At 66.2% G+C, this 22,311-nt stretch carries 18 protein-coding genes; 3 read left to right on the top strand and 15 right to left on the bottom strand.

Features of this window, described 5'->3' with window-relative positions; all coding sequences use genetic code 11:
• Window positions 1-201: DUF2784 family protein (locus VGV06_10525; protein ID HEV2055591.1), on the top strand; the 201-nt coding region annotated here is incomplete at its 5' end.
• Window positions 202-511: 310 nt separating this feature from the next.
• On the opposite strand, the gene VGV06_10520 is transcribed toward VGV06_10525, so the two are convergent.
• The 15 genes from VGV06_10520 to arc form a co-directional block, all read right to left on the bottom strand.
• Window positions 512-1,240, bottom strand: a complete 729-nt coding sequence (locus VGV06_10520) for an alpha/beta hydrolase (GenBank protein ID HEV2055590.1) — start codon at window positions 1,238-1,240, stop codon at window positions 512-514.
• 268 nt (window positions 1,241-1,508) lie between these two features.
• Window positions 1,509-2,237 (bottom strand): hypothetical protein, encoded by a 729-nt coding sequence (locus VGV06_10515; protein ID HEV2055589.1) that lies wholly within the window; start codon window positions 2,235-2,237, stop codon window positions 1,509-1,511.
• 112 nt (window positions 2,238-2,349) lie between these two features.
• Window positions 2,350-3,198 (bottom strand): serine protease, encoded by an 849-nt coding sequence (locus VGV06_10510; protein ID HEV2055588.1) that lies wholly within the window; start codon window positions 3,196-3,198, stop codon window positions 2,350-2,352.
• Window positions 3,199-3,314: 116 nt separating this feature from the next.
• A complete protein-coding gene (locus tag VGV06_10505; GenBank protein ID HEV2055587.1) occupies window positions 3,315-3,776 on the bottom strand; it encodes a nuclear transport factor 2 family protein in 462 nt (153 codons plus the stop codon).
• 99 nt (window positions 3,777-3,875) lie between these two features.
• Complete coding sequence (locus tag VGV06_10500) at window positions 3,876-4,574, bottom strand: hypothetical protein (protein HEV2055586.1); 699 nt, start codon at window positions 4,572-4,574, stop codon at window positions 3,876-3,878.
• Window positions 4,575-4,921: 347 nt separating this feature from the next.
• Complete coding sequence (locus VGV06_10495) at window positions 4,922-5,995, bottom strand: integron integrase (protein ID HEV2055585.1); 1,074 nt, start codon at window positions 5,993-5,995, stop codon at window positions 4,922-4,924.
• Between the two features lie 91 nt (window positions 5,996-6,086).
• Window positions 6,087-7,235, bottom strand: a complete 1,149-nt coding sequence (locus tag VGV06_10490; protein ID HEV2055584.1) for an FAD-dependent oxidoreductase — start codon at window positions 7,233-7,235, stop codon at window positions 6,087-6,089.
• A gap of 16 nt (window positions 7,236-7,251) precedes the next feature.
• Entirely contained in the window at window positions 7,252-8,514 is a 1,263-nt protein-coding gene (locus VGV06_10485) for a Glu/Leu/Phe/Val dehydrogenase (GenBank protein ID HEV2055583.1), read from the bottom strand.
• Window positions 8,514-10,667 (bottom strand): glycogen debranching protein GlgX, encoded by a 2,154-nt coding sequence (glgX, locus tag VGV06_10480; GenBank protein ID HEV2055582.1) that lies wholly within the window; start codon window positions 10,665-10,667, stop codon window positions 8,514-8,516. Before glgX ends, VGV06_10485 begins: the two co-directional genes overlap by 1 nt.
• Before the next feature lie 5 nt (window positions 10,668-10,672).
• Window positions 10,673-12,877, bottom strand: a complete 2,205-nt coding sequence (glgB, locus tag VGV06_10475) for a 1,4-alpha-glucan branching protein GlgB (protein HEV2055581.1) — start codon at window positions 12,875-12,877, stop codon at window positions 10,673-10,675.
• A 30-nt stretch (window positions 12,878-12,907) separates the two neighbouring features.
• Window positions 12,908-14,263 carry a Pup--protein ligase gene (pafA, locus tag VGV06_10470; protein ID HEV2055580.1) on the bottom strand — a complete coding sequence of 452 codons (1,356 nt, stop codon included), beginning with the start codon at window positions 14,261-14,263 and terminating at the stop codon, window positions 12,908-12,910.
• A 38-nt stretch (window positions 14,264-14,301) separates the two neighbouring features.
• Entirely contained in the window at window positions 14,302-15,012 is a 711-nt protein-coding gene (gene prcA, locus VGV06_10465; GenBank protein HEV2055579.1) for a proteasome subunit alpha, read from the bottom strand.
• Window positions 15,012-15,827: a proteasome subunit beta gene (gene prcB, locus VGV06_10460; GenBank protein HEV2055578.1), complete on the bottom strand. Its 816-nt coding sequence runs from the start codon at window positions 15,825-15,827 to the stop codon at window positions 15,012-15,014. The genes prcA and prcB overlap by 1 nt, the downstream gene beginning before the upstream one ends.
• A gap of 2 nt (window positions 15,828-15,829) precedes the next feature.
• Window positions 15,830-17,329, bottom strand: a complete 1,500-nt coding sequence (gene dop / locus VGV06_10455; GenBank protein ID HEV2055577.1) for a depupylase/deamidase Dop — start codon at window positions 17,327-17,329, stop codon at window positions 15,830-15,832.
• Window positions 17,330-17,405: 76 nt separating this feature from the next.
• A complete protein-coding gene (arc, locus tag VGV06_10450) occupies window positions 17,406-19,157 on the bottom strand; it encodes a proteasome ATPase (GenBank protein HEV2055576.1) in 1,752 nt (583 codons plus the stop codon).
• Between the two features lie 534 nt (window positions 19,158-19,691).
• On the opposite strand from arc, the gene VGV06_10445 reads away from it, so the two are divergent.
• A complete protein-coding gene (locus VGV06_10445; GenBank protein ID HEV2055575.1) occupies window positions 19,692-21,245 on the top strand; it encodes an ABC transporter substrate-binding protein in 1,554 nt (517 codons plus the stop codon).
• A gap of 80 nt (window positions 21,246-21,325) precedes the next feature.
• Entirely contained in the window at window positions 21,326-22,309 is a 984-nt protein-coding gene (locus tag VGV06_10440; protein HEV2055574.1) for a hotdog domain-containing protein, read from the top strand.
• Window positions 22,310-22,311: the final 2 nt, after the last annotated feature.

The raw sequence follows: 22,311 nt of genomic DNA, 5'->3' as shown, positions 1-22,311 counted from the left end.
CGGCTCGGCGGACGGGCGGGCTATCAAGGCGGATTCATCGAACACTATGTGACGGCCGCGCTCTATCCGGCAGGGCTCACCCGCGAGGCGCAGCTCGTGCTCGGCACGGCCGTACTGGCGCTGAACCTCGTCGTGTACTGGCGCGCTCTTGCGCTGTCCCGCCGCGAGCGAGGGCGCGCCGCGCGCGGGTCGGACGTCTGACAGGCAGATTGGGGCGCGCTCCCGGTGGCCCGGTGATTTATTCGCGCCGGTCGGTTCCGTGCTGGACGCTTCGAAAGCCGCTTCGGTCTAACGTCCGCGATCAGCGGCCGCGACACAGCGGGCGGAAGCCCGATGTGAAGCAGTCCGCTGCATCGCATGGTTGGGCGCCAATCTTCACGGCCGGATGGAGGGTCGGAATTCAGCCATTCTAGTCACTCGATCAGGCGGTCTGCGAGCCGCATTGAGGGAGACGGGTGCGCACCGTATCCGGCCAAGAAAGACGGATCTACCCACAAAGCAGCCAGTCCGGTTAGTCTCTTGCCAATCCCAACAGGAAGGAAACGCACTCGTCCGCCGCTTCGACATGGCAATCATGGCCCGTCGGGAGGGCTATGTACGGCCAGCCCTCGCGACGCGCCTGGGCGGCAAACGGCTCGAATACTTCCCCGAGCCTGTAGCCCTCGACTTTGCACGCGATGAAGGCGCGCTTGAGTTTAGTGGCGGCGTGGGTCGGAAGTCTTGCGGGACTCTTGAAGCAGGACATGGCAAAGTCCGTCAGTTTGGTGCGCACGAAATCCCGGTGTGGCCCATCCTTCAGTGCCCAAAGATCAAGTCGCCCTTCGAAGCCCGGCAATCTCCACCCGTCCCCCAGTTCATCGGCTTGTTGAACGAGGGCGTCTGCCAGCCACGGCGGGAAACACTCGAAGGCCGACTGGCCGTCCCTGGGTACAAACGCATCTACGTACACCAGGGTCGCCACGCGATCCGCCGCGTGTTCGGCCACGGAAGTAATGATCATCCCTCCGTAGCTGTGTCCGACGAGGATAACGTCTCGCAGATCCTCGAACTCGAGTACGCCCAGCACATCCTTGACATGCGTCTCTAGGGTGAGTTCGGGCCTCAGTTCGTATCGCCGAATGCCCGCGCCTGACATGGTCGGAGTGTGGACCTTGTGACCCTCGGCGCGTAGTCCCTCCTCGACGAAGGCCCAGGTAGACGCGCCCTGCCATGCACCGTGAACAAGTACATACGTCGCCATTGCCCCTCCTTTTGTCCAACGATGAACAATCTAAGTGAAAGAGCCTTGCGGCCAACCCATGGCAACCTCGCCTTGGGACCGAGTCTGACTGGAAATCCACGCACTTGGAATGCCCATAAAAGGGCATTCGGCAGCGCCGGGGGATGACTTTCCCGCATTCTCGACTGGCAACCTCGGGTCAAAAGAACGCGCGCACTGCCATGGCGCCCAACGGCCAGGTTTCAGCCGCGGCGGCTCATTGTCGCGCCGCCGTCGGCTGCAAACCGTGTTAGGTGGCTGCACCATCGCTGTTGTCGGTCGCGCGTTGCGCGGCATATTCGTCACGGATTACCGCTAAGCCTTTGATTACTGACGTTGCGAGGAGTTCGTCAACAATGCCCAAACTCGCCCGAAGCGCGGCAACGATATGGAACCAACTGCCGCACTGAACTCGCTGACCGTGGTCGAATCGAAACTCTACCCCATCGATTATCTCGACCGTGCTTGCGCCTTGATAGCCATGATGAATGCCATTCGAATGCATGCTATTTCGCAACAGAGCGCCGACATTTAGAGCGCCAAGCCTCGCCTCCGGGTCCGGAATACCGCTAGCATTTAACAACTCTTTGGCGACAACATAAAAACCCTGCTTCGTAGCTGGCTTGCCAAGGGCAGTAAGAATATTACGAAAGAGAGTTTCGATTTGAAATTGTGACTCCAGGACAAGGAACAGCCTTGTCGACCGAAGGAGGTCTTCGGCAACAAGGTTGACGTACTCCGGCTTCGAAAGGCCGAGTGCCTGGATCATTACCGATTCGCCCCCCTGCTTAGCCCACCAGAGCATGCGGAGCGTTGCTGTGGCTGCATTGGCAGCCATCATGATGTTGTTCAAGTTGACCCGACGAGCATCAGCGTCCACGGAGCTGTGCCTGTCACGGACATCAGCGACAAGTTGGCACAGACCGTAAACACGGTCGGCCTGGTGTGCGAATGTAGGATCGGGGTTCTCAAAAGCCATGGTTCGTCCGCCTAACGAAAAAGCTCAGCGGCGCCGAACAACGCGAAGCGTTGTGAGGGAAGTGCAACGCCGAAGGCCTGCACCGTCCGCTGCAGCGGCGGGTTGGGCATCGTCAGGGTTTTATGTTTCGAGCCTTCAGAAACTTGGCGATATCTTCTGGCGACACGGCGTAACCGATTACAAGTTGCACCTGGCTACGCAGATATTGCAGCACCTCGCCGATTAGTTGCCCTTCCGTGAAAGTAACTTTGGATCCGTCCGCCTTTGTACCCTCGTAGGTGAGGCCAGATTGTTGCTTTGAGAGAAGCTCTAGGATCGTAGCGATCTCCTTTGGGACGGGCGCCAGCTTGCTAGATACGACGCCGACGATGCTTCCATCCTCCAGTGACAGAACGGGGCCGCCCGAGTTACCGCCGTTGAACGCAGCGTTTATTACCCAGCGTTGAATCGTTGCTCCCCCTTCCTTGAACTCTTGTGTCCCAGCCAAATACCCAACGCTAAGAAGCGGTGCCAGACCCGAGTAGCCGCCGGGATAACCCCAAGTAGCAACTTGCATCCCGATTGCCGGTGGTGCCACGGGGCCAATTGACAGGGGCTGTCCAGGTATTGCGCTTCCCGGTCGAAGCAGCGCGAGATCCAACGCGTCATCTGCATCGATCGCCGCAACACCAAAATCTTTTCCGCCCGGAGTCACAAGGACCAAGTCTTGAGCCTTGCAATCCTTAACGACGTGAGCGGCGGTAAGGACACCGCCGCTGCTGTGAAGAAACCCTGTTCCGCCAGAAGACGTTGAGCGGCATATGACTCTTAGTACTCCCTGCTTCACGGCCGTTGCGGCCTTGCCGGCAATGTCCGTCGTGACTTGCGCTGATGTAGGAATTTGCACAGGGTGATCCTCCAACAACGGAGTCGAAGAGCATGCGCTCATAAAAAGTACGGTTGCGACAGCTAGGCGGGTCATTTCCTTTCTCCTACGATGCCCAACGCACCGCTCAGCGGCCGGCGCGAGCGATTGCGAGCCTCCGGACCGCTGAAGCGGGCAGTTGGACCGCTACTTATCGCGGCTCTCATGGGGCCTCATCGGGTGTGCGCTGCAGGAAGTGTCGTCGGATACCCTCGCCCTGCATAATCGAAATCCAGCAATTCTTGGCGCGCCTTGTCGGGATGGAGTGGTGCTGCGACGTAGGGACGGATCTCGCGAATACGAAATGAGTTGGGCTCAAAGACAAACCAATCCACTCCGCGGAGGACGTTGGGCATGGTGGTGGGATCAAACCTCGTCCACTCCAGTGTCGCCGAGCAGCGGTCGACGTCGATGACCAGTTCGTCCACGGTCCAGCACTGCCCTTTTTCCCGGACTCGCTGCGCAAAATTGTTACCGATGGTGGCTGCGCCCACCCACTTGGGACTTGAAGGAGAATAATGGACCGCCTCCGGGCTGAAGCATGCGGCAATTGCTTTCGCGTCGGCATCGTTGCATGCCTGGATATACGTTCTGATGACGAGCTCGATTCGCTGAGCCGGAGTGGGCTCTGACATCGGTTGCTCCTCCTTTGGTCCAACGCCCGCCTTCAGCTGCTGCCGGAAGCCGGAGCGACGTAGGAGCGGAGGCTGGAGGCAGTCAGCTGCAAGGCGTTGTTAGGCCGGTCTCGGAACCAGGAACACGTATGTTTGGTGCGGGCGCACCTCATTGCTTGCACGGCGCATCTCGTCTTCCGTGAGCGAGTGCACGCGCACCTCAGGAATTGGCGAGTTCGAGCGTGAACTGACCTCGTGGACAATGTGTGTCCGCGCGAATTGGGTAACAATATCCGCCAACACCCCTGGCACGAAATTCTCGTGGGTCTCGATGATCATCGTCGCGCTCGTCAACGTTGGGATCTCGGTAGTACAGAACAACTCGCGCTCATACCCCTCGCAGTCACTGATGATCAGCGCATTCTCGTGCAGGTTCTTCTTCAGCCACGCCGGGCTACAGAAGCCCTGGACGGAGACACCTGCCGCACGATTCGCGGCGACCATCTCTCGGACCGCGTCTCGTGCCCACCAGTCGGTGTCGAACGCGACGATGGGGGCATGAGGAAACCTGTGCGCGAGGCCGACCGCATAATACCCAAACTTGGCGCCTACGTCGATGATCTGCCCGAACGACTGCAGGAATACGTGTTCCCACCACGGATGCAGCTCCATCTCGTAGGTGCCGAGCAGGTAGGGGCCAATATGCTCCTCATAGGTCATCGGGGTGAGGGTCATGCCCTTGAACGGCCCGGAGATGATCTGGGTCCCGACTTCCCGCATCAATTTCTGATTGAGCTGAAAGAGCCCCCATTCCTTCACCAGCTTGTGTGAATGTGCTCGCGCTCGCGCAGACATGATCTTTGTCGCTGTCTGAGGGGCAACTGTGAAAAAGGCTCTCTTCACCAACGATTTGCACATTGTTAGCATGTGACTTGCTCCATGGGCCTAACTAGAATTCGACCACTGGATAGGCCGGTCTGCATAATACGACGATCCCTGCGACCTCCTGCAGCGTATCGTGATTTGGAGCCGACGCGCCGATGGAGCACATCGGCGTTTCGAACCCGCCGTTTGTGGTCGTAGGGACCGACCTGCCCGAGTCGAGATAGGCTGCGACGGGGCGCAGCGTATCCCGATGCGTATAGCACCCAGGGCCGCGGGCGGGGTCATGGGCCGAACATCCGGTCCGCTGGGCTTCTCACCGCGGCCGGCCCACGATTCAGGACGTGGGTGTAGATCATGGTGGTGGTCACGTCCCGGTGCCCAAGTAGCTCCTGGACGGTCCGGATGTCGTGGCCGTCCTCGAGCAGGTGCGTCGCGAACGAGTGGCGCAGGGTGTGGGGGCTCGCGCGCTTCGGGAGCTCCGCGCGGCGGACCGCGGCCTTCACGGCGCGCTGCAGCACCGACTCGTGCAGGTGATGGCGGCGGCGCTGCCCGGTCAGCCGGTCACGGTAGAGCCGGGTGGCGGGGAAGACCCACTGCCAGACCCACTCCCGCCCCGCGTTCGGGTACTTCCTCGATAGGGCGGTCGGCAGCTCCACCCAGCCGGCCCCGGCGGCAAGATCACGGTGATGCTGAGCGTGGACAGCCTCGAGGTCCCGCGTGAGGTCGGTCTTGACGGTGGCGGGGAGCATCGTGACCCGGTCCTTGTCGCCCTTGCCGCCGCGGACGACGATCTGGTTGGTGGCGAAGTCGATGTCCTGGACTCGGAGCCGGCAGCACTCGAGCACCCGGAGGCCGGCGCCGTAGAGCAGGCAGGCCATGAGGCGCGGCACGCCGTCGAGCCGCTGGAGCACGGCGCGTACCTCGTCGCGCGTGAGGACGACGGGCAGCCGCTCGGGGCGCTTCGCGCGCACAATGCCGTCGAGCCATGGGAGGTCGATCTCCAACACATCCCGGTACAGGAACAGCAGGCCGCTCAGCGCCTGGTTCTGGGTGGAGGCGGCGACGTGCCCGTCGACTGCCAGGGACGTGAGGAACTTCGTGACCTCCGGCGCGCCCATCTCGGCGGGATGGCGCTTGTGGTGAAAGAAGATGTAGCGCCGGATCCAGCCAACGTACGCCTCCTCGGTCCTGCGGCTCATGTGCCGGGCGCGGAGGGCATGGCGGACGCGGTCGAGGAGGCGAGGCCTCGCGGGTTCCGGACTGTTAGCTTCGCGGAAGGACCACGCGGCGATGTCCCCGCCGCCCGCTGGCAGCTTGGCGTACGGGGCGAGCGAGCGGGTTTCGACGATGGCCATCACCGGCATTCTGCTCCCTGTGGCCGGGGAGTATAGGGACCCGCGGCACGTTCCGCAAGTCTCCGATTGGATACACTCGGGGCGTCGATGATCAGAGGAGGCGGGGACGCGAGCTCGCGGTGAGGAAGGAATCGTAGGAAAACTGCGCCGTCCACCGGTCGCTCTGGATCCCGTCGAGGCGATCCAGGACGATCCGGCCGAGCAGGGAGCCGAACTTGAAGCCGTGGCCGGATCCGGCGGTCGCGAGAAAGACGCCGGGCATCTCGGGGTGGAAGTCGAGCAGGAAGTCGTTGCTCGTGGAGAGGTTGTACATGCAGCTCTCGTAGGTGGCGCGGTAGTCGCCGGGATCGACACCGAACCAGCTACGCATGAACTCCCCGGCAGCCTCGATGAATCCCCTTGGCGTCGTCCGCCGGTCGAAGTCGGGATCGTCGATGGGATGGGTGACGAGATGCCGGGCCAGCTTGAGGCCCGCGCGGCCGGGTTCGGCGGGGAAGCCGTAGAAGCCCGTGTCGGCTCCCGAGTACGGGACGAACGCGGGGCGGCAGAACGCCGCGGGCACACCTTCGAGGTACATGATGCCCTGCTGGCACTGCCAGAGGGCGCGCCCCAGCTCGGGAAAGAGGTGATTCGACCAGCCACCGGCCGCCACGACGACCTGGGGAGCGTGATACGTCGCCGTATCCGTCCGGACTTCCACCCCGCTGCCGCTGCGCGCTACGGCGGCTTCGTGTCCGGTCGCGAACAGGACGCCGTGCTTCTCGGCCAGCTCCCTGAGCGCGGTGACGCAGTCCGTGGCGCGGAGGAAGCCGGCCTCCTCTTCCAGGAGGGCGCGGTGACCGCGTCGAAACTGCGGGAACTCCCGGCGCAGTGTGGCCGCGTCGAGCCAGCGGACCTTCGCGCCGCCCCGCCGGGCATTGGCCTCGAGCGTTTCCAGATGCGCGTCGGCTGGGCTGTCGCTCACGTTCAGATTACCGGCGGCGACGTAGAGCGCCTTGCCCGTCTCGGCCTCGATCCGCCGCCATCCCGCCATCGCCTCGAGGGCGAGGCGCGTGTAGTGCGGGTCAAGGTACGTGGAACGAATTTTTCTCGACGGGCCATACGAGGCCGAGATGGAATTCGGCACCTCGCGCCGATCGACGACCAGCGTCTGCCGCCGCCGCCGCCCGGCCTCGAGCGCCGTGCTGAGCCCAAAGACGCCCCCACCGACCACGATGAGATCGAAGCTCCGGGCCGTCACGACGGATTCGGCCCAGCTACGGGTAGAGCCCGCGAATCTGGTGGGCGTCGGCCACGCGGCGGACGCCTTCCATGAGCGCGGCGGTGCGCAGGTCCACGTTGTCCTTCTTCGAGGCGTTCCAGACGCGCGTGAAGGCGCGCGCCATGATCTCCTGGAGCCGGCTCGTGATCTCGCTCTCCTTCCAGAAGAAGAACTGGAGGCCCTGGACCCACTCGAAGTAGGAGACGACGACGCCGCCCGCGTTGGCGAGGATATCGGGGATGACGGTGACGCCGCGGTCGCGAAGGATCGCGTCGGCTTCAGGGGTGGTCGGGCCGTTGGCGCCCTCGACGATGATCTTCGCGCGGATCCTGTCGGCGTTGTCCTCGCGAATCTGGGAGCCCGTGGCCGCGGGCACCAGGATGTCGCAGGGCTGCTCGAGGAGGTCGTGGTTGGAGATCGCGTCGGCGCCTCGGAAGCCCAAGACGCTGCCGGCCTCCTTGACGTGCTCGTCCAGCGCGCGGAGGTCGAGGCCCTGGCTGTTCCAGACGCCGCCCCTAAAGTCGCTGAGGCCCTGGATCACGGCGCCGTCGCGCCAGAGCATGCGCGCCACGACGCCGCCGACGTTGCCGAAGCCCTGGATGACGACCTTCTTGCCCTTGAGCTCCTCGCCCAGGCTGTGGGTCGCCTGGTAGAGCACGTAGACGATGCCGCGCCCCGTGGCCTCGCGCCTGCCCGCCGAGCCGCCGACCAGGATCGGCTTGCCCGTGACGACGCCCGGCACGCTCCTGCCCTGGGTCATGGAGTAGGTGTCCATCATCCAAGCCATGGTCTGCTCGTCGGTGCCGAGATCGGGCGCCGGGATGTCGAGGTCGGGACCGATGAACAGCATGATCTCGGCCGTGTAGCGGCGCGTGAGCGCTTCGAGCTCCCGCTTGGACATGCCGCGCGGGGTGCACCGCACGCCACCCTTGGCGCCGCCATAGGGCAGGCCCATGAGCGAGCACTTCCAGGTCATCAGCATGGCGAGCGCCGTCACCTCGCCCATGTTGACGTCGGTATCGTAGCGCACGCCGCCCTTGGTCGGGCCGAGGGCCGTGTCGTGATGGACCCGGTAGCCCATGAAGACTTCCGTGCGCCCGTTGTCCATCCGCACCGGGATGGACACCACGAGCGCCCTCCTCGGGTAGCGAAGCCGGATGTGGGTGTCGTGGTCGAGGTGGAGGCGCTCCGCGACCTGATCGAGCTGGGCCACGGCGGTGCGGTGCATCTCGGATTCGAATTCGGGCATGTCGGCCATCAGGCGGACTCCTTCACGCGTTGCCGGAGCACGGCCAGCGTGCGGCCTTCGAGCGGGTAGGGCTCGCTGCCCTTGAAGAGCCGTCCTTCGAGGACGGGCTCCCAGTCGCGCGTGTCGAGGTAGGGCTCCCACTCGATGCGCGGCTGGTGGTTCGGCAGGACGAAGGGCACGGCCTCGTCGTGGGCGTTCAGCAGGATGAGGAAGGTGTCGTCCCGCACCGGCAGCCCCTCGTCGTCGACCTCCTCGATGGCGTCGCCGGCCAGGTGGAGACCGAGGCAGCGGCTGTGCGAGTTGCTCCACTCCTCGTCGGTCATCTCGGTGCCGTCGGGTTTCAACCAGGAGAGGTCCTTGACGGCCGAGCCGTGGATGCGCCGCCCCTGGAAGAAGCGGCGGCGCTGGAAGACGGGGTGGTCGAGCCGGAGACGAATCAGCCGTCGCGTGAAGTCGAGCAGGCGGGCGGCCGAGCCCATCGGCGGCCACGCGAACCAGGACGTATCGTTGTCCTGGCAGTAGGCGTTGTTGTTGCCGCGCTGGGTGCGGGCAATCTCGTCGCCGCCCGACAGCATCGGCACGCCCTGCGAGAGGAGGAGCGTGGCGAGGATGTTGCGCTGGTGGCGCTCGCGGAGCGCCCGCACGTCCGCGTCGTCGGTTTGCCCCTCGACACCGCAGTTCCAGGAGAAGTTCTCGTCGCTGCCGTCGCGGTTTTCTTCCCCGTTAGTGTCGTTCCGCTTCCTGGTGTAGGCGACCAGGTCGGCCAGGGTGAAGCCGTCGTGCGCCGTGACGAAGTTGATGCTGGCCGAGGGGCGCCGGCCGCCCTGCTCGTAGAGGTCGCTCGAGCCCGTCAGGCGGTAGGCGAGCTCGCCGACCTGGCCCCAGTCGCCCTTCCAGTAGCGGCGGATGGTGTCGCGGTACTTCCCGTTCCACTCGGCCCAGCCCGGCGGAAAGTTGCCGACCTGGTAACCGCCCTCGCCGAGGTCCCACGGCTCCGCGATCAGCTTCACCTGCGAGATGACCGGGTCCTGGTGGATGACGTCGAAAAAGGACGACAGGCGGCCCACGTCGTGGAGCTCGCGGGCCAGCGCCGAGGCCAGGTCGAAGCGGAAGCCGTCCACGTGCATGTCGAGCACCCAGTAGCGCAGGCTGTCCATCAGGAGCTGGAGCGAGCACGGGTGCGTCAGGTTCAGCGTATTGCCGCAGCCGGTGTAGTCGCGGTAGCGGCGGCGGTCGCCCGTCTCGACGCGGTAGTACGCGGCGTTGTCGATGCCGCGGAAGCAGAGCGTGGGCCCGCCGTGGTTGCCCTCGGCCGTGTGGTTGTAGACCACGTCGAGGATGACCTCGATGCCGGCCTGGTGCAGGCGCTTGACCATGGTCTTGAACTCGGCGACCTGCTCGCCGCGGGCGCCGGTGGAGGCAAAGCGGGAGTCCGGAGCCAGGTACCCGATCGAGTTGTAGCCCCAGTAGTTCGTGAGCCCGCGCTCGACGAGGTGCTGCTCCGCGACCGAGTGGTGGACGGGCAGGAGCTCGACGGCCGTCACGCCCAGCCGCTTCAGATGCTCGAGCGCCGGCGGGGAGGCGAGCCCCGCGTACGTGCCGCGGAGCTCCGGCGGCACCTGCGGGTGCCGCGCGGTGAAGCCCTTGACGTGGACCTCGTAGATGACGGTCTTGTGCCACGGCGTGCGGAGCAGCCTGTCGTCACCCCAGGAGAACGCCGACTCGACGACGACGCACTTGGGGACGAAGGCCGCGCTGTCGCGCGGGTCGGGCGTCGCGCTCGTCTCCGCGTCGCCGGGGCGGTAGCCGAAGAGGGCGTCGTCCCAACTGACGCTGCCGGCTACGGCCTTCGCGTAGGGATCGAGCAGGAACTTGGCCGGATTGAAGCGGTGCCCGACGGCGGGCGCGTAGGGGCCGTGGACGCGGTAGCCGTAGAGCAGGCCAGGGCGCGCTTCGGGCAGATAGACGTGCCAGATCTGGTCGCTGCGCTCGGTGACGGCGATCCGCCGGACCTCGCGCGCGGGGTTCGCCGCGTCGAAGAGGCAGAGATCGACCGCCGTCGCGTGCTCGCTGAAGAGTGCGAAGTTGACGCCGGATCCGTCCCAGGTGGCGCCCAGCGGGTAAGGACGCCCCGGTCGGGTGCGGAAGGGCGCGGCGGCCATCGCGCCTAGCCCTCCACCAGCGTGAGCCACAGCGCGCCGAGCGGCGGCAGCGTCAGGAGCACGGAGTGAGGCTGGCCGTGCCAGGCGATCGGCTCACTCCTGACGCCCCCGCCATTGCCCGCGTCCGAGCCGCCGTAGAGACCGCTGTCGCTGTTGAGGGCTTCCCGGTAGAAGCCGGGGGTGGGGACGCCGACGCGGTAGCCGTGGCGCGGCACCGGCGTGAAGTTGCAGACGCACAGCGTGAGGCGGCTGGGGTCGCGCGCGAAGCGGGCGAACGCGACGACGCTCTGCTCCGCGTCGGCGCAATCCATCCAGGCGAAGCCCGCCGGCTCACAATCCTGCTGGTGAATCGAGGGCTCCGCGCGGTAGAGGCGGTTGAGTTCGCCCACGAGGCGCTGGAGGCCGCGGTGGTAGGGCCCCATGTCGAGCAGATGCCAGTCGAGGCTCTGGTCGTGGTTCCACTCACCGGACTGGCCGAACTCGCTGCCCATGAAGAGGAGCTTCTTGCCGGGGTACGCCCACATGAAAGCGTACAGGAGGCGCAGGTTGGCGAAGCGCTGCCAGTCGTCGCCTGGCATCTTGGCGATCAGCGAGCCCTTGCCGTGGACGACCTCGTCGTGGCTGAGCGGCAGGACGAAGTTCTCCGTCCAGGCGTAGAGCATCCCGAACGTCAGCTGGTTGTGGTGGTACTTGCGGTGCACGCTCTCCCGGCGCATGTAGTCGAGCACGTCGTGCATCCAGCCCATGTTCCACTTGAGCCCGAAGCCCAGACCCCCCAGGTGCACGGGCCGCGAGACCATGGGCCAGGCCGTGGACTCCTCGGCGACGGTGACGACGCCGGGGTGAGCGCCGTAGACAACTTCGTTGAGCCGCTTCAGGAACGCGATGGCCTCGAGGTTCTCGCGCCCGCCGTGGACGTTCGGCACCCACTCGCCGGCCTTCCGCGAGTAGTCGCGGTAGATCATCGAGGCGACCGCATCCACGCGCAGGCCGTCCACGTGGTACCGCTCGAGCCAGAAGAGCGCGTTGCCGATCAGGAAGTTGGCGACCTCGCGCCGGCCGTAGTTGAAGACGCGCGTGCCCCAGTCGGGGTGCTCGCGCTCGCGCGGGTCGGCGTGCTCGAAGAGATGCGTGCCGTCGAAGTAGGCGAGCCCGTGCGGGTCCCGGGGGAAGTGGGCCGGCACCCAGTCGAGGAGCACCCCGATCCCGCGCCTGTGCAGATGGTCCACGAAGGCCATGAAGTCCTGCGGGCGGCCGAAGCGCCGCGTGGGGGCGTAGTACCCGAGCGTCTGGTAGCCCCACGAGGCGTAGAAGGGATGCTCCATCACGGGCAGGAGCTCCACGTGCGTGAAGCCCATCTCCGTCACGTAGTCCGCCAGCTGCTCGGCGGCTTCCCGGTAGTCCATGGAACGGTGGCCCTCCTCGGGCTTGTGGCGCCACGAGCCGAGATGCACCTCGTAGACGCTCATGGGCGCATCGAGCGCCTGCCGCCTGCCGCGCTCGGAAAGCCACGCGCCGTCGGACCACGGGTAGCCGTCGAGGCGCTCGACCACGGAGGCCGTGCGGGGCTCGTCGGGCTCGAAGCCGAACGCGTACGGGTCGCTCTTCAGCGCGAGCGGCGCGCCTGAGTTGGACAGGATCTCGAACTTGTAGCGCGCGCCCTCGGCCACGCCCGGCAGGAAGAGTTCCCAGACGCCGTTGCCCGGGTGCAGGCGCATCGGGTGCCTGCGCCCGTCCCAGCCGTTCCAGTCGCCGACCACGCTGACGCGCTTCGCGTTGGGCGCCCACACGGCGAAGATGACGCCCGCCACATCGTCGAGGGACGCCGCATGGGCGCCGAGCTTGTCGTAGACGCGGTAGTGGGTGCCTTCGCTGAGCAGGTGGAGGTCGAAGCCGGACAGCGTCGGCGGGAACCGGTACGGATCCTCGACGTCGGCGACGTGTCCCGCGCCGTCCGTCACCCGGAGACGATACGCCAGCGGCGGCCGCCCGGCGATCTCGCCCTCCCAGAGCCCGTCCGGATGGATCGGCTTGAGCGGATGGGCGAGGAAGGCGCCGCCGTCGGCCACGACCGCGACCTCGCCGGCGCCGGGCAGGAAGGCGCGGACGGTGACGCTGCCGTCGCGGGACGCGTGAGGACCCAGCACCGAGAAGGGATCGCCGTGCTCCCCGGTGACCAGCATCTGGATGGCTTCGGAAGTGAGGCTCATGGACGTCGCCTGGTCAGGCGGCCGCCGACGCTAGAAGGAGCGGATCAGGCGCTCCACCCGCTCGTCGTGGCTCTGGAACGGGTCCTTGCAGAGGATGGTCTCGCGCTCCGGGTCGTTGAGCTTCAGGTACACCCAGTCCACGCGGTAGTCCTTCCCCTTGAGGTTGGCCTGCCGGATGAATTCGCCCCGCAGGCGCGCCCGCGTCGTCTGCGGCGGCAGGTGCTTGGCGCGCTCGATCGCGTCGTCCGTCGTGATCCGGTCGACCATGTCGTGCTTGACCAGCTGGCAGTACAAACCCTTGTGGGGGCGGATGTCGTGGTACTGGAGGTCCATGAGCGAGACCTTGGGGTCGCGCCAGGACAGCCGGTGCTTCTCCATGAAGGACTCGATGATGCGCTTCTTGATGACCCAGTCCACCTCGCGGTACAGGTTCATCGGGTCGCCGTGCAGGGCCTCGATCACGTGCGTCCAGCGCGCGAGCACGTCCTTCGTCACGGGGTCGGCGTCGATCGAGTTGACGTAGCGCGTCGCGTGCTCGAGGTACTCCGTCTGCAGCTGTAGCGGCGTGATCGTCCGCCCGTCCTTGAGCCTGACCGTCTCCCGCAGCGTCGGGTCGTGGCTGATGTCCCGGATGGCCTGGACCGGCGACTGGAGGCTGTAGTCCTTGTCGAAGAAGCCGTCCTCGATCATGTCGAGCAGCAGCGCGGTGGTGCCGACCTTGAGGTAGGTCGCCACCTCCGACATGTTCGAGTCGCCCACGATGACATGCAGGCGCCGGTATTTCTCGGCGTCGGCGTGCGGCTCGTCGCGGGTGTTGATGATCGAGCGCGACGAGGTCGTGGCGCCGGAGATCTCCTGGCAGATGTGCTGCGCCCGCTGCGAGAGGCAGTAGTGGAAGCCGCGCGGGGTCTGGAGCACCTTGCCCGCGCCGGCGAAGATCTGCCGCGTGACGAAGAAGGGGATCAGCCCCTCGGCCAGGCGCTGGAACGAGACGTCGCGGCTGACGAGATAGTTTTCGTGGCAGCCGTAGGAGTTGCCGGCCGAGTCCGTGTTGTTCTTGAAGAGCAGGATGTTGCCCGAGATGCCGTCCTCGCGCAGCCGCTTCTCGGCCTGGTGCAGGAGGTCCTCGACGATCCGCTCGCCCGCCTTGTCGTGGATGACCAGGTCGGTGATGTCGTCGCACTCGGGCGTAGCGTACTCGGGGTGGAAGCCCGTGTCGAGGTAGAGCCGGGCGCCGTTCTCGAGGAAGACGTTGGCGTTGCGGGCGCCGGGGATGACCTTTTCGAACAGGTAGCGCGCGACGTTGTCCGGCGACAGGCGCCGCTGGCCGTTGAGCGTGCACGTCAGGCCGTACTCGTTCTCGATACCGAAGATGCGGCGCTTCATGAGGGACTCAGCCTAGCAGGGCAGGGGACCGAGGGCAACTATTCCGAGTGGGGGGGCGACTTGTCGTCCGCGAGGAGCTGATGGAGCACCTCGGCCGGGATGCGGCGGAACTTTCGGCGCTCCTTGCCGCGGTCCAGGACGGCAACCTCGAGGTCGCGCTCGGTCAGGGTCTTGTTCTGCGTCACCATGAGGGCCCGGACGCCCAGCTTGACGGCGCCCGCGAAGTCGAGCCCCTCCTGGTAGTTGTCCTTGAGGTAGCGCCGGATCTCGTCTGACTGTCCCCCCATGGCCGCGTAGTTCTTCTCGTCCTCGATCGTGCCGTCGTAGAGGATGTGGTAGATCTCGTTTTTCGTGTCGTTGCTGTCGCCGACCTCGACCACCAGCACCTCGACTTCGAAGGGCTTGTTGTCCTGGGTGAAGATGTTGCCGAGCGCCTGGGAGTAGGCGTTGGCGAGCGACTTGGCGGTCACGTCCCCGCGGCTGTAGGAGTAGCCCTTGATGTCCGCGTGCCGGACGCCCGCCACCCGGAGGTTCTCGAACTCGTTGTACTTGCCCACGCCGGCGAACGCGATGCGATCGTAGATCTCCGAGATCTTGTGCAGGAGCGTCGAAGGGTTCTCGGCGAGCAGCAGCACGCCGTCGCGGTATTCGAGGGCCACGATCGCTTTGCCGCGGGAGATGCCCTTGCGGGCATACTCCGCCTTGTCCTTCATCATCTGCTCGGGCGATACGTAGTACGGCAGCGGCACTACAGGCGCCCTCGCTCGCCCAGGATGGCTTCGCAATACCGGCGGATCTCGTCGTCCGCCACGTCGCCGAAGCCCGACCGCGTGATCGTCTTGACGGTCGGGTAGATCCCGCGCTGGAGGTCCGGCCCGCCCGTGCCGAGGTCCTCGTCGGCGGCGTCCATCAGGGCCTCGATGGCCACGCGCACGGCCTCGTCCTTGGCCATGTCGCGCTTGAAGCGCTTCTTGAGCGAGTCGCGGGCGTCCTTGCCCCCCGAGCCCTGGGCGAAGTAGTCGGTCTCCTCGTAGCGGCCGCCGGTGACGTCGTACTTGAAGAGCCGCCCCACGCCCGCCCGCTCGTCGAAGCCCGCGAAGATCGGCACCACGACGAGGCCCTGCATGGCCATGGGCAGGTTCATCCGGATCATCTGCCCGAGCTTGTTGGCCTTACCGTCGAGCGAGAGGTTCTCGCCCTCGACCTTCTCGTAGTGCTCGAGCTCGGTCTGGAAGAGGCGCGCCATCTCCATGGCCGGCCCGGCCGCGCCCGCGATGCCGACGCCGGAGAGGTCGTCGGACTTGAAGATCTTGTCGATGCGGCGGGAAGCGACCTGGTAGCCCTCGCTGGCCTGCCGGTCGCCGGCCATGATCACGCCGTCGCGGTAGCGGAGCGCCAGCACCGTCGTGCCGTGGGGCACCGCCGGGGCGCTGTGCGGGCCACGTTCTTCGCGGGGGAGGTCCTCAGGGTGCGGCAAGAGATGGGGCGCCGAGTTGCGGAGGATGTCCGCGAAGCTCGACGTGGCGTAGTCGAAGAACGCGCCCTGCCAACGGTCAGGCGTCATGCTCACACGTCACCCGTCGGCTTGCCGAGGTTGCGCAGCAGGTCCCTGGCGGTGGCGGATTCGGCGAAGAGCTGTCGGACGTGCGCCTCGGTGCCGCGCAGCGGTTCCAGCATGAAGATCTTCTTGAGCGGGCCTTCCTTGAGGTCGAAGATCACCGAGTCCCAGGACGCCGACACGACCTCGTCCGAGTACTTCTGCAGGCACATGCCGCGGAAGTAGGCGCGCGTGTCCTTGGGCGGGTCGTAGATCGCCTTGGTCACCTCGTCTTCCGAGGTCATGCGCTCGACCGCGTCGGACTCCTCGAGCTTGTAGTAGAGCCCCTTGCCCGGCCGGATGTCGTGGTACTGGAGATCGATCATCGCCACGCGCGAGTCGGACCACTCGAGGCTGTGCTTGCCCATGTAGCTTTGAATGAGCGAGCGCTTGATGACCCAGTCGACCTCGCGGCCGAGGCTCATCGGGTCCCTCGCCAGGCGGTCGAGCACCGAGCCCCAGCGCGCCATGACGTCGTCCACCCAGGGCTCGTGCTCGCGGGTGCGGTAGTACTCGCGCGCGAGGGCGAGGAACTCCTGCTGGAGGTCCACGGCGGTGAGCGCGCGGCCGTCCTTGAGCTTGAAGGTCTCGCGGCAGGCGAGGTCCCGGGACACCATGCGGTACGCGAGCACCGGGCTCTCGAGCGAGAGGTCCCGCTCGATGAAGTCGTCCTCGATCATGCTGAGCACGATCGCCATGGTGCCGCACTTGAGATAGTTCGCGACCTCGCTCATGTTCGCGTCGCCCACGATGACGTGGAGGCGGCGGTACTTCTCCGGGTCGGCGTGCGGCTCGTCGCGCGTGTTGATGATGGGGCGGCTGTGCATCGTCTCCAGCCCCACCTCGGTCTCGAGGAAGTCGGCCCGCTGCGAGACCTGGTAGTCGCAGTGCTCCGTGTTGTTCTCGGCGCCGACCTTGCCCGCGCCGGTGAAGACCTGCCGGCTCGCGAAGAACGGCATCAGGTACTGGACAATGCGCGCGAAGGGCACCTTGCGGTCCATGAGGTAGTTCTCGTGGGTGCCGTAGGAGTTGCCCTTCGAGTCGGTGTTGTTCTTGTAGATGAGGATCCGCTGCTCGGGAGGCGAGACGGCCTCCGCCCGCGTGCGGGCGAGGTCCAGGATGCGTTCACCGGCCCTGTCCCAGATGACGCAGTCGCGCGGGTTGGTCGTCTCCGGCGAGGAGTACTCGGGGTGCGCGTGGTCGACGTAGAAGCGCGCGCCGTTCGAGAGGATGAGGTTAATGAGGCGCGACTCCTCCTTCGACGGCGTCTCCTTCTCCTCCATGTACTCGAAGCCGCGCGCGTCCCGGAGGGGGCTCTCGGCCTCGTAGTCCCACCGGATGCGCGAGGAGCGGTACGTCTCGTACGAGTTGATGAGCAGGAGCGACGAGAGGATCGGATTGAAGTCGGGCTGGTTCTTGACCGTGATCCCGTACTCGGTCTCGATGCCCATCACTTTCGGAATCGCCATGGAGCCCCCGGACGACAGCTCGTGGTGAGAACAGACGGCGGGAGGAGGTGCTTATGCCCCCCTCCCGCCGGGATGCTTACAGGTACTGGCCGGTGTTGATCACCCGCTCGACGGCCCGCTGCTTCTCTTTCGCCTCGCCCATCAGCGGCTTGACGTAGACGATCCGCTCGCCCTTCTTGCCGGCGATCTTGGCCCAGTCGTCGGGGTTCGTCGTGTTGGGCAGGTCCTCGTTCTCCTTGAACTCCTCGCGGACGGCGTTGAGGAGGTCGTCGAGGTTGATGCCCTTCTCGCTCGTCTTGATATAGCGCTTCAGCGCCAGCTTCTTGGCCCGGCGCACCACGGACTCGATCATTGCCCCCGACGAGAAGTCCTTGAAGTACAGGACTTCCTTGTCGCCGTTGGCGTACGTCACCTCGAGGAAGCGGTTCTCCTCTTCCAGGCTGTACATCTCCGCCACGGCGGCCGCGATCATGCGGTCAACCGCCGGCTGGATCTCGCCGCCGTTCTGGCTGAGCTCCGACTCGTGGATCGGCAGCTCGGCGGTCATGTACTTGTTGAAGATGTCCACGGCGGCGGCCGCGTCCGGCCGCTCGATCTTGATCTTCACGTCGAGCCGGCCGGGGCGCAGGATGGCCGGGTCTATGAGGTCCTGGCGGTTCGAGGCGCCGACGACGATGACGTTCCGCAGGTACTCGACGCCATCGATCTCGGCCAGGAGCTGCGGCACGATGGTCGTCTCCACGTCCGACGAGATGCCCGAGCCGCGCGTGCGGAACAGCGCGTCCATCTCGTCGAAGAAGACGATCACAGGCACGTCCTCGGCCGCCTTCTCGCGGGCCTTGACGAAGATCTCGCGGATCTTCCGCTCGGTCTCGCCGACATACTTGTTGAGCAGCTCGGGGCCCTTGATGTTCAGGAAGTAGCCCTTGACCTTCTCGCCGCGCTTCTCGGAGATCTTCTGGGCGAGGTTGTTCGCCATCGCCTTGGCGATCATGGTCTTGCCGCAGCCCGGAGGGCCGTAGAGCAGCACGCCCTTGGGCGGCCTCAGCTGGTGCTCGCGGTAGTAGTCGGCGTAGAGGTACGGCAGCTCAACGGCGTCCCTGATGGCCTCGATCTGGGTCGTGAGACCGCCGATGTCCTCGTAGTTAATGTCCGGCACTTCCTCGAGCGCCAGGTCTTCGACCTCGCTCTTCGGCAGCTTCTCGAGCAGGTAGCCGCTCTTGCCGTCCATCAGGATGTGGTCGCCGACCTTGAGCTTCACGGAGCGGAGCGGATCGGCCACGATGCCGACCTTGTCCTCGTCGGCGCGGAGCGTGACGATCGCGCGGCCTTCCTCGAGCAGCTCCTTCAGGATGACCACGTCGCCCTGGATCTCGTAGCCCGCCGCCTCGACCACGTTGAGCCCTTCGTTCAGCACCAGCTCCTGGCCGGGCTTGAGCCCGTCGGGCTTGATGGACGGGTGCAGGTTGACCTTGACCTTGCGGCTCTGGGACAGCACGTTGACCGTCCCGTCCTCGTTGACCGAGAGGTAGACGCCGTACGTCGACGGCGGCGCGCAGAGCTTGTCCACCTCCTCCTTCAGCGAGGTGATCTGCTCCCGCGCCTCGTAGAGCGCGTTGACGAGCTTCTCGTTCTGGTTGAAGGCCTGGACGAGCTGGCGGTTGGCCTCGCGCAGCTTGTTCTCGAGGACCATGAACTCCTTCGGCGCGTCCTCGAGCTTCTTGCGCAGGCGGCCGGTCTCGGCTTCGAGCGAATGCACGTAGGCCTGGAGGTCCTGGACCTGGACCTCGTACTCGGTCAGCCGGCGGCGGTAGTTGGAATCGGACATGGGCAGAAACTTGGACAGGCCCGTCATCCGTTCGGACGACGGCTCCCGGCTCGGAGTCTTCTTCTCGAACTCCTTCATGTTCGCCCGTTCCTTTCTGGTGGTCCAGCGGGCGCTTCCTGAGAGCCGGCCTCTGCTCTCAGTCGCCAGCCCCTGCTCTCAGTCGGTGGTCCCGAAATTTTTCTCAGTATAGGGGGCCGGTTTGAAATAAGTCAAGGGAATTGGCCCCGGATGACGGTTCAGAGCTATTGAATTCATTCGAGTTTTTCCATTTCGTCTCTTCGGCTCCTCCGATGGCTCTCATCAAGTGCAACTTGCGGCCGTCGATGCCGGTTCCGCGATGGCTCGAAGGGCCCCTTTGTTCCTGCCAGAGAACAGAGCACGTTTGGTGCCACGGAAGGGCCGGAGCCGGAAAGCCATGAGAACAGCCCCATGCCCGCCGCAGACGGCCGCGCCGGTGCGGACCCGTGCGGAAAGGATGAGCAGCGTGTGCCGCGCCACGGCACATCAAGTTCCATGCTTTGATATAAAGGCTCCATGTCCTGCAGGTTCGGCGGCCTGATCCTGGCGGTGCTGGCCGCCGTCGCGACGCCCGCCCCTGCTGCAGCCCAAGGTGTCCCGCTCCGGGTCGGCCTGCCGTCCATTCCCGCCGCACTGGATCCGGCCACGGCTCTCGATGGCTCCGTGCCCCTGATCGCGCGCCAGGTGTTCGACACCCTTGTCCAGTACCGCGAGGGCTCGAGCGACGTGGAGCCCGGGTTGGCGACCTCGTGGACGGTCTCCCGCGACGGGCTCCAGTGGACCTTCCGCATCCGCGACGGTGTCCGCTTCCACGACGGCACCCCGCTCGCGGCGCGCCACGTGGCGGAGAGCCTCGACCGCATCATCGTGCCCGGCCACCCTATGGCGCCCTCGCCGAACCCGGCGCCCTCCCGGCTCCTGCGGGGTTCGCCCGGCGTAGTGAGGGAGATTCTGACGCCGGACCAGCGAACGGTGCAGATCAACCTCGCCCTGCCGTACGCGCCGCTCCTCACCGTGCTCGCGCACCCCGTCTTCTCCGTCGCGCACTCGGGCACGGGCGCCATGCGCTGGATCGGGACGGGGCCCTATTCAGTCAGCGAGGTCAGCCCCGGCCGCATCACGCTCGACGCCAATCCCTCGTACTGGGCCGCGCCGCCGCGCTCGGCGCGGGTCGTGCTGCTCGACGCCGGCGACCCCGCCAAGGCCGAGGCCGATCTCGACTCGCGCGGCCTCGATCTCCTTGTCCCTTTGGGCGCGCCCTCACGGATGCAGGGGGCGCTGTCGGTGCCGGGCTGGCGGATCGGTTACCTGGCCGTGCAGACTGAAAAGGAGCCCTTCAAGCGGAAGAAGGTCCGCCAGGCCATCGCCGCCGCGCTCTCGCCCGCGGCGATCACCACGTCGGTCGAACCGCTGGCGGTCGCCCTCGGTCTCTTCCTGCCTCGCGGCGTGTGGGCGTGGACCGAGACCCCGCCGTTGGCCTTGGGCGACGTCGCGGCGGCCAAGCGCCTCCTGGGAGAGGCTGGCGTCGGCCGGGGCTTCACGGCTTCCCTGGTCGCCGACGCGGGTGCGGGGCCCGAGATCGCGCGGGTGGCTGAGACGATCCGGGAGGCGCTCGGCGCCGCATCCATCACAGTGAGCGTGCGGGCCGAGGCGACGGACGCGGCCCTCGCGGCGATGCAGGGCGGCGCCAACGACCTGGCGCTCGCCGAGGCGAGGGCGGAGGCGGGTGACCCGCACCTGCTGCTGTACCCGCTGTCCACCAGCGAGGGCGCGGTCCGCGGGCCGACCGCGACCAACTTCTCCTTCTACCGCAACGCACGGCTCGACGATCTCCTGATCCGCGCGAGCCAGATCTCCTTCAGGCTGGAGCGTCAGCGCGTCTACGCGCGGACCCAGGCCTTCCTCGCCGAGGAGATCCCGTGGATCCCCCTCTACGTGCGCCGTCACTGGGTAGTAGCGCGGCCCGAGGTGCGCAACTTCCGGCTGCACCCGAGCGGCAATCACCGTCTCGATCGCGCTTGGGTAGACGCCCCGCCGCAGGCTCAACCGCTCGCGCCCCGCACGCCGTAGCGCGGCGGCCACGCGGCTGGACTTGGCGCGGGCCGCATGGTAGATAAATGAAGGACTTACGCCTGTCCCGGCGCTGACCCATGCTATCGATCAACGACACCGTCACCGAGATGGTCCAGTGGGTGTTCCCCGAGCACGCGGGAGCGCCCGGGCAGATCCACGGCGGACGCATGATGCAGTGGATAGCCACAGTGGGGAACATGGCCGCCGCGCGCGTGGCCCGCGGCCAGTGCCTGCTCGGCGCCATGGACGACATCGACTTCCTCCATTCGGTCAAGGTGGGGGAGATCGCCCTCCTGCGGGCTCAGGTCGAGGCGATCGGGCGCTGCTCGATCGAGGTGGGGGTCCAGGTTTTTGCCGAGAACCTGGCCTCCGGGGCCCGGGCCATGACTCTCAACTCGCACCTGGTCTTCGTGAAGGTGGACGAGCACCTCAAGCCTGCGCCCGTGCCCACGGCCATCGCGCCCAAAGGGGCCGTCGAGGAGGCGCTGTTTACCGCGGCGCAGGAGCGTCGGCGCCAGCGGCTCGAGCGCCTCAGCCGCCGGCGCTCAGCCGCCGCGCAGGTCCGCGACGAAGGCGGCGAGGAGCTCAGGTGGGCGTTCGAGTCCTGCCGATCGGTACTGCCAGAGGACACGATTTTCGGGAACACCATGTTTCCCGGCAAGCTCCTCATGGACATCGACGAGGCGGGCGGCATCTTGTCCATGCGCTACAACCGTGGCCACGTGATGACGGCGTGCCTCGACGCGCTCGATTTCTACGCGCCCATCTCCACCCACGAGGTCGTCACGTTCAAGGCGGCGCTGAACCACGTCGGCAGCTCGTCGCTCGAAGTCGGCGTCAAGGTCCTGACCGAGGTGCCCTGGTCCGGGGAGGTGCGTCACGCCTGCACGGCCTACCTGACCTTCGTACACCTCGGCCCGGACCTCCGGCCCCGGCCGTGCCCGCGCTTCGTGCCCGAGACCCCGGGCGAGAGGCGGCGCTGGGCCGAGGCCGAGGAGCGGCGGGCGCACAGGCTCGAGCGCGTCAAGCGGCTCAAGGCATCCATCCAAGAGGGAAGGTGAGG

This window comes from Candidatus Methylomirabilota bacterium, assembly GCA_035936835.1.
Lineage (GTDB): Bacteria > Methylomirabilota > Methylomirabilia > Rokubacteriales > CSP1-6 > AR37.
This window is presented reverse-complemented; position numbering and strand designations above follow the sequence as displayed.

Bases quoted from the DNA above. Each gene is read 5' to 3' on its own strand.
- VGV06_10520 (HEV2055590.1), bottom strand. From the start codon at position 1,240: ATGGCGACGTATGTACTTGTTCACGGTGCATGGCAGGGCGCGTCTACC.
- VGV06_10515 (HEV2055589.1), bottom strand. From the start codon at position 2,237: ATGGCTTTTGAGAACCCCGATCCTACATTCGCACACCAGGCCGACCGT.
- VGV06_10510 (HEV2055588.1), bottom strand. From the start codon at position 3,198: ATGACCCGCCTAGCTGTCGCAACCGTACTTTTTATGAGCGCATGCTCT.
- VGV06_10505 (HEV2055587.1), bottom strand. From the start codon at position 3,776: ATGTCAGAGCCCACTCCGGCTCAGCGAATCGAGCTCGTCATCAGAACG.
- VGV06_10495 (HEV2055585.1), bottom strand. From the start codon at position 5,995: ATGGCCATCGTCGAAACCCGCTCGCTCGCCCCGTACGCCAAGCTGCCA.
- VGV06_10485 (HEV2055583.1), bottom strand. From the start codon at position 8,514: ATGGCCGACATGCCCGAATTCGAATCCGAGATGCACCGCACCGCCGTG.
- glgX (HEV2055582.1), bottom strand. From the start codon at position 10,667: ATGGCCGCCGCGCCCTTCCGCACCCGACCGGGGCGTCCTTACCCGCTG.
- glgB (HEV2055581.1), bottom strand. From the start codon at position 12,877: ATGAGCCTCACTTCCGAAGCCATCCAGATGCTGGTCACCGGGGAGCAC.
- pafA (HEV2055580.1), bottom strand. From the start codon at position 14,263: ATGAAGCGCCGCATCTTCGGTATCGAGAACGAGTACGGCCTGACGTGC.
- prcB (HEV2055578.1), bottom strand. From the start codon at position 15,827: ATGACGCCTGACCGTTGGCAGGGCGCGTTCTTCGACTACGCCACGTCG.
- dop (HEV2055577.1), bottom strand. From the start codon at position 17,329: ATGGCGATTCCGAAAGTGATGGGCATCGAGACCGAGTACGGGATCACG.
- arc (HEV2055576.1), bottom strand. From the start codon at position 19,157: ATGTCCGATTCCAACTACCGCCGCCGGCTGACCGAGTACGAGGTCCAG.
- VGV06_10445 (HEV2055575.1), top strand. From the start codon at position 19,692: ATGTCCTGCAGGTTCGGCGGCCTGATCCTGGCGGTGCTGGCCGCCGTC.
- VGV06_10440 (HEV2055574.1), top strand. From the start codon at position 21,326: ATGCTATCGATCAACGACACCGTCACCGAGATGGTCCAGTGGGTGTTC.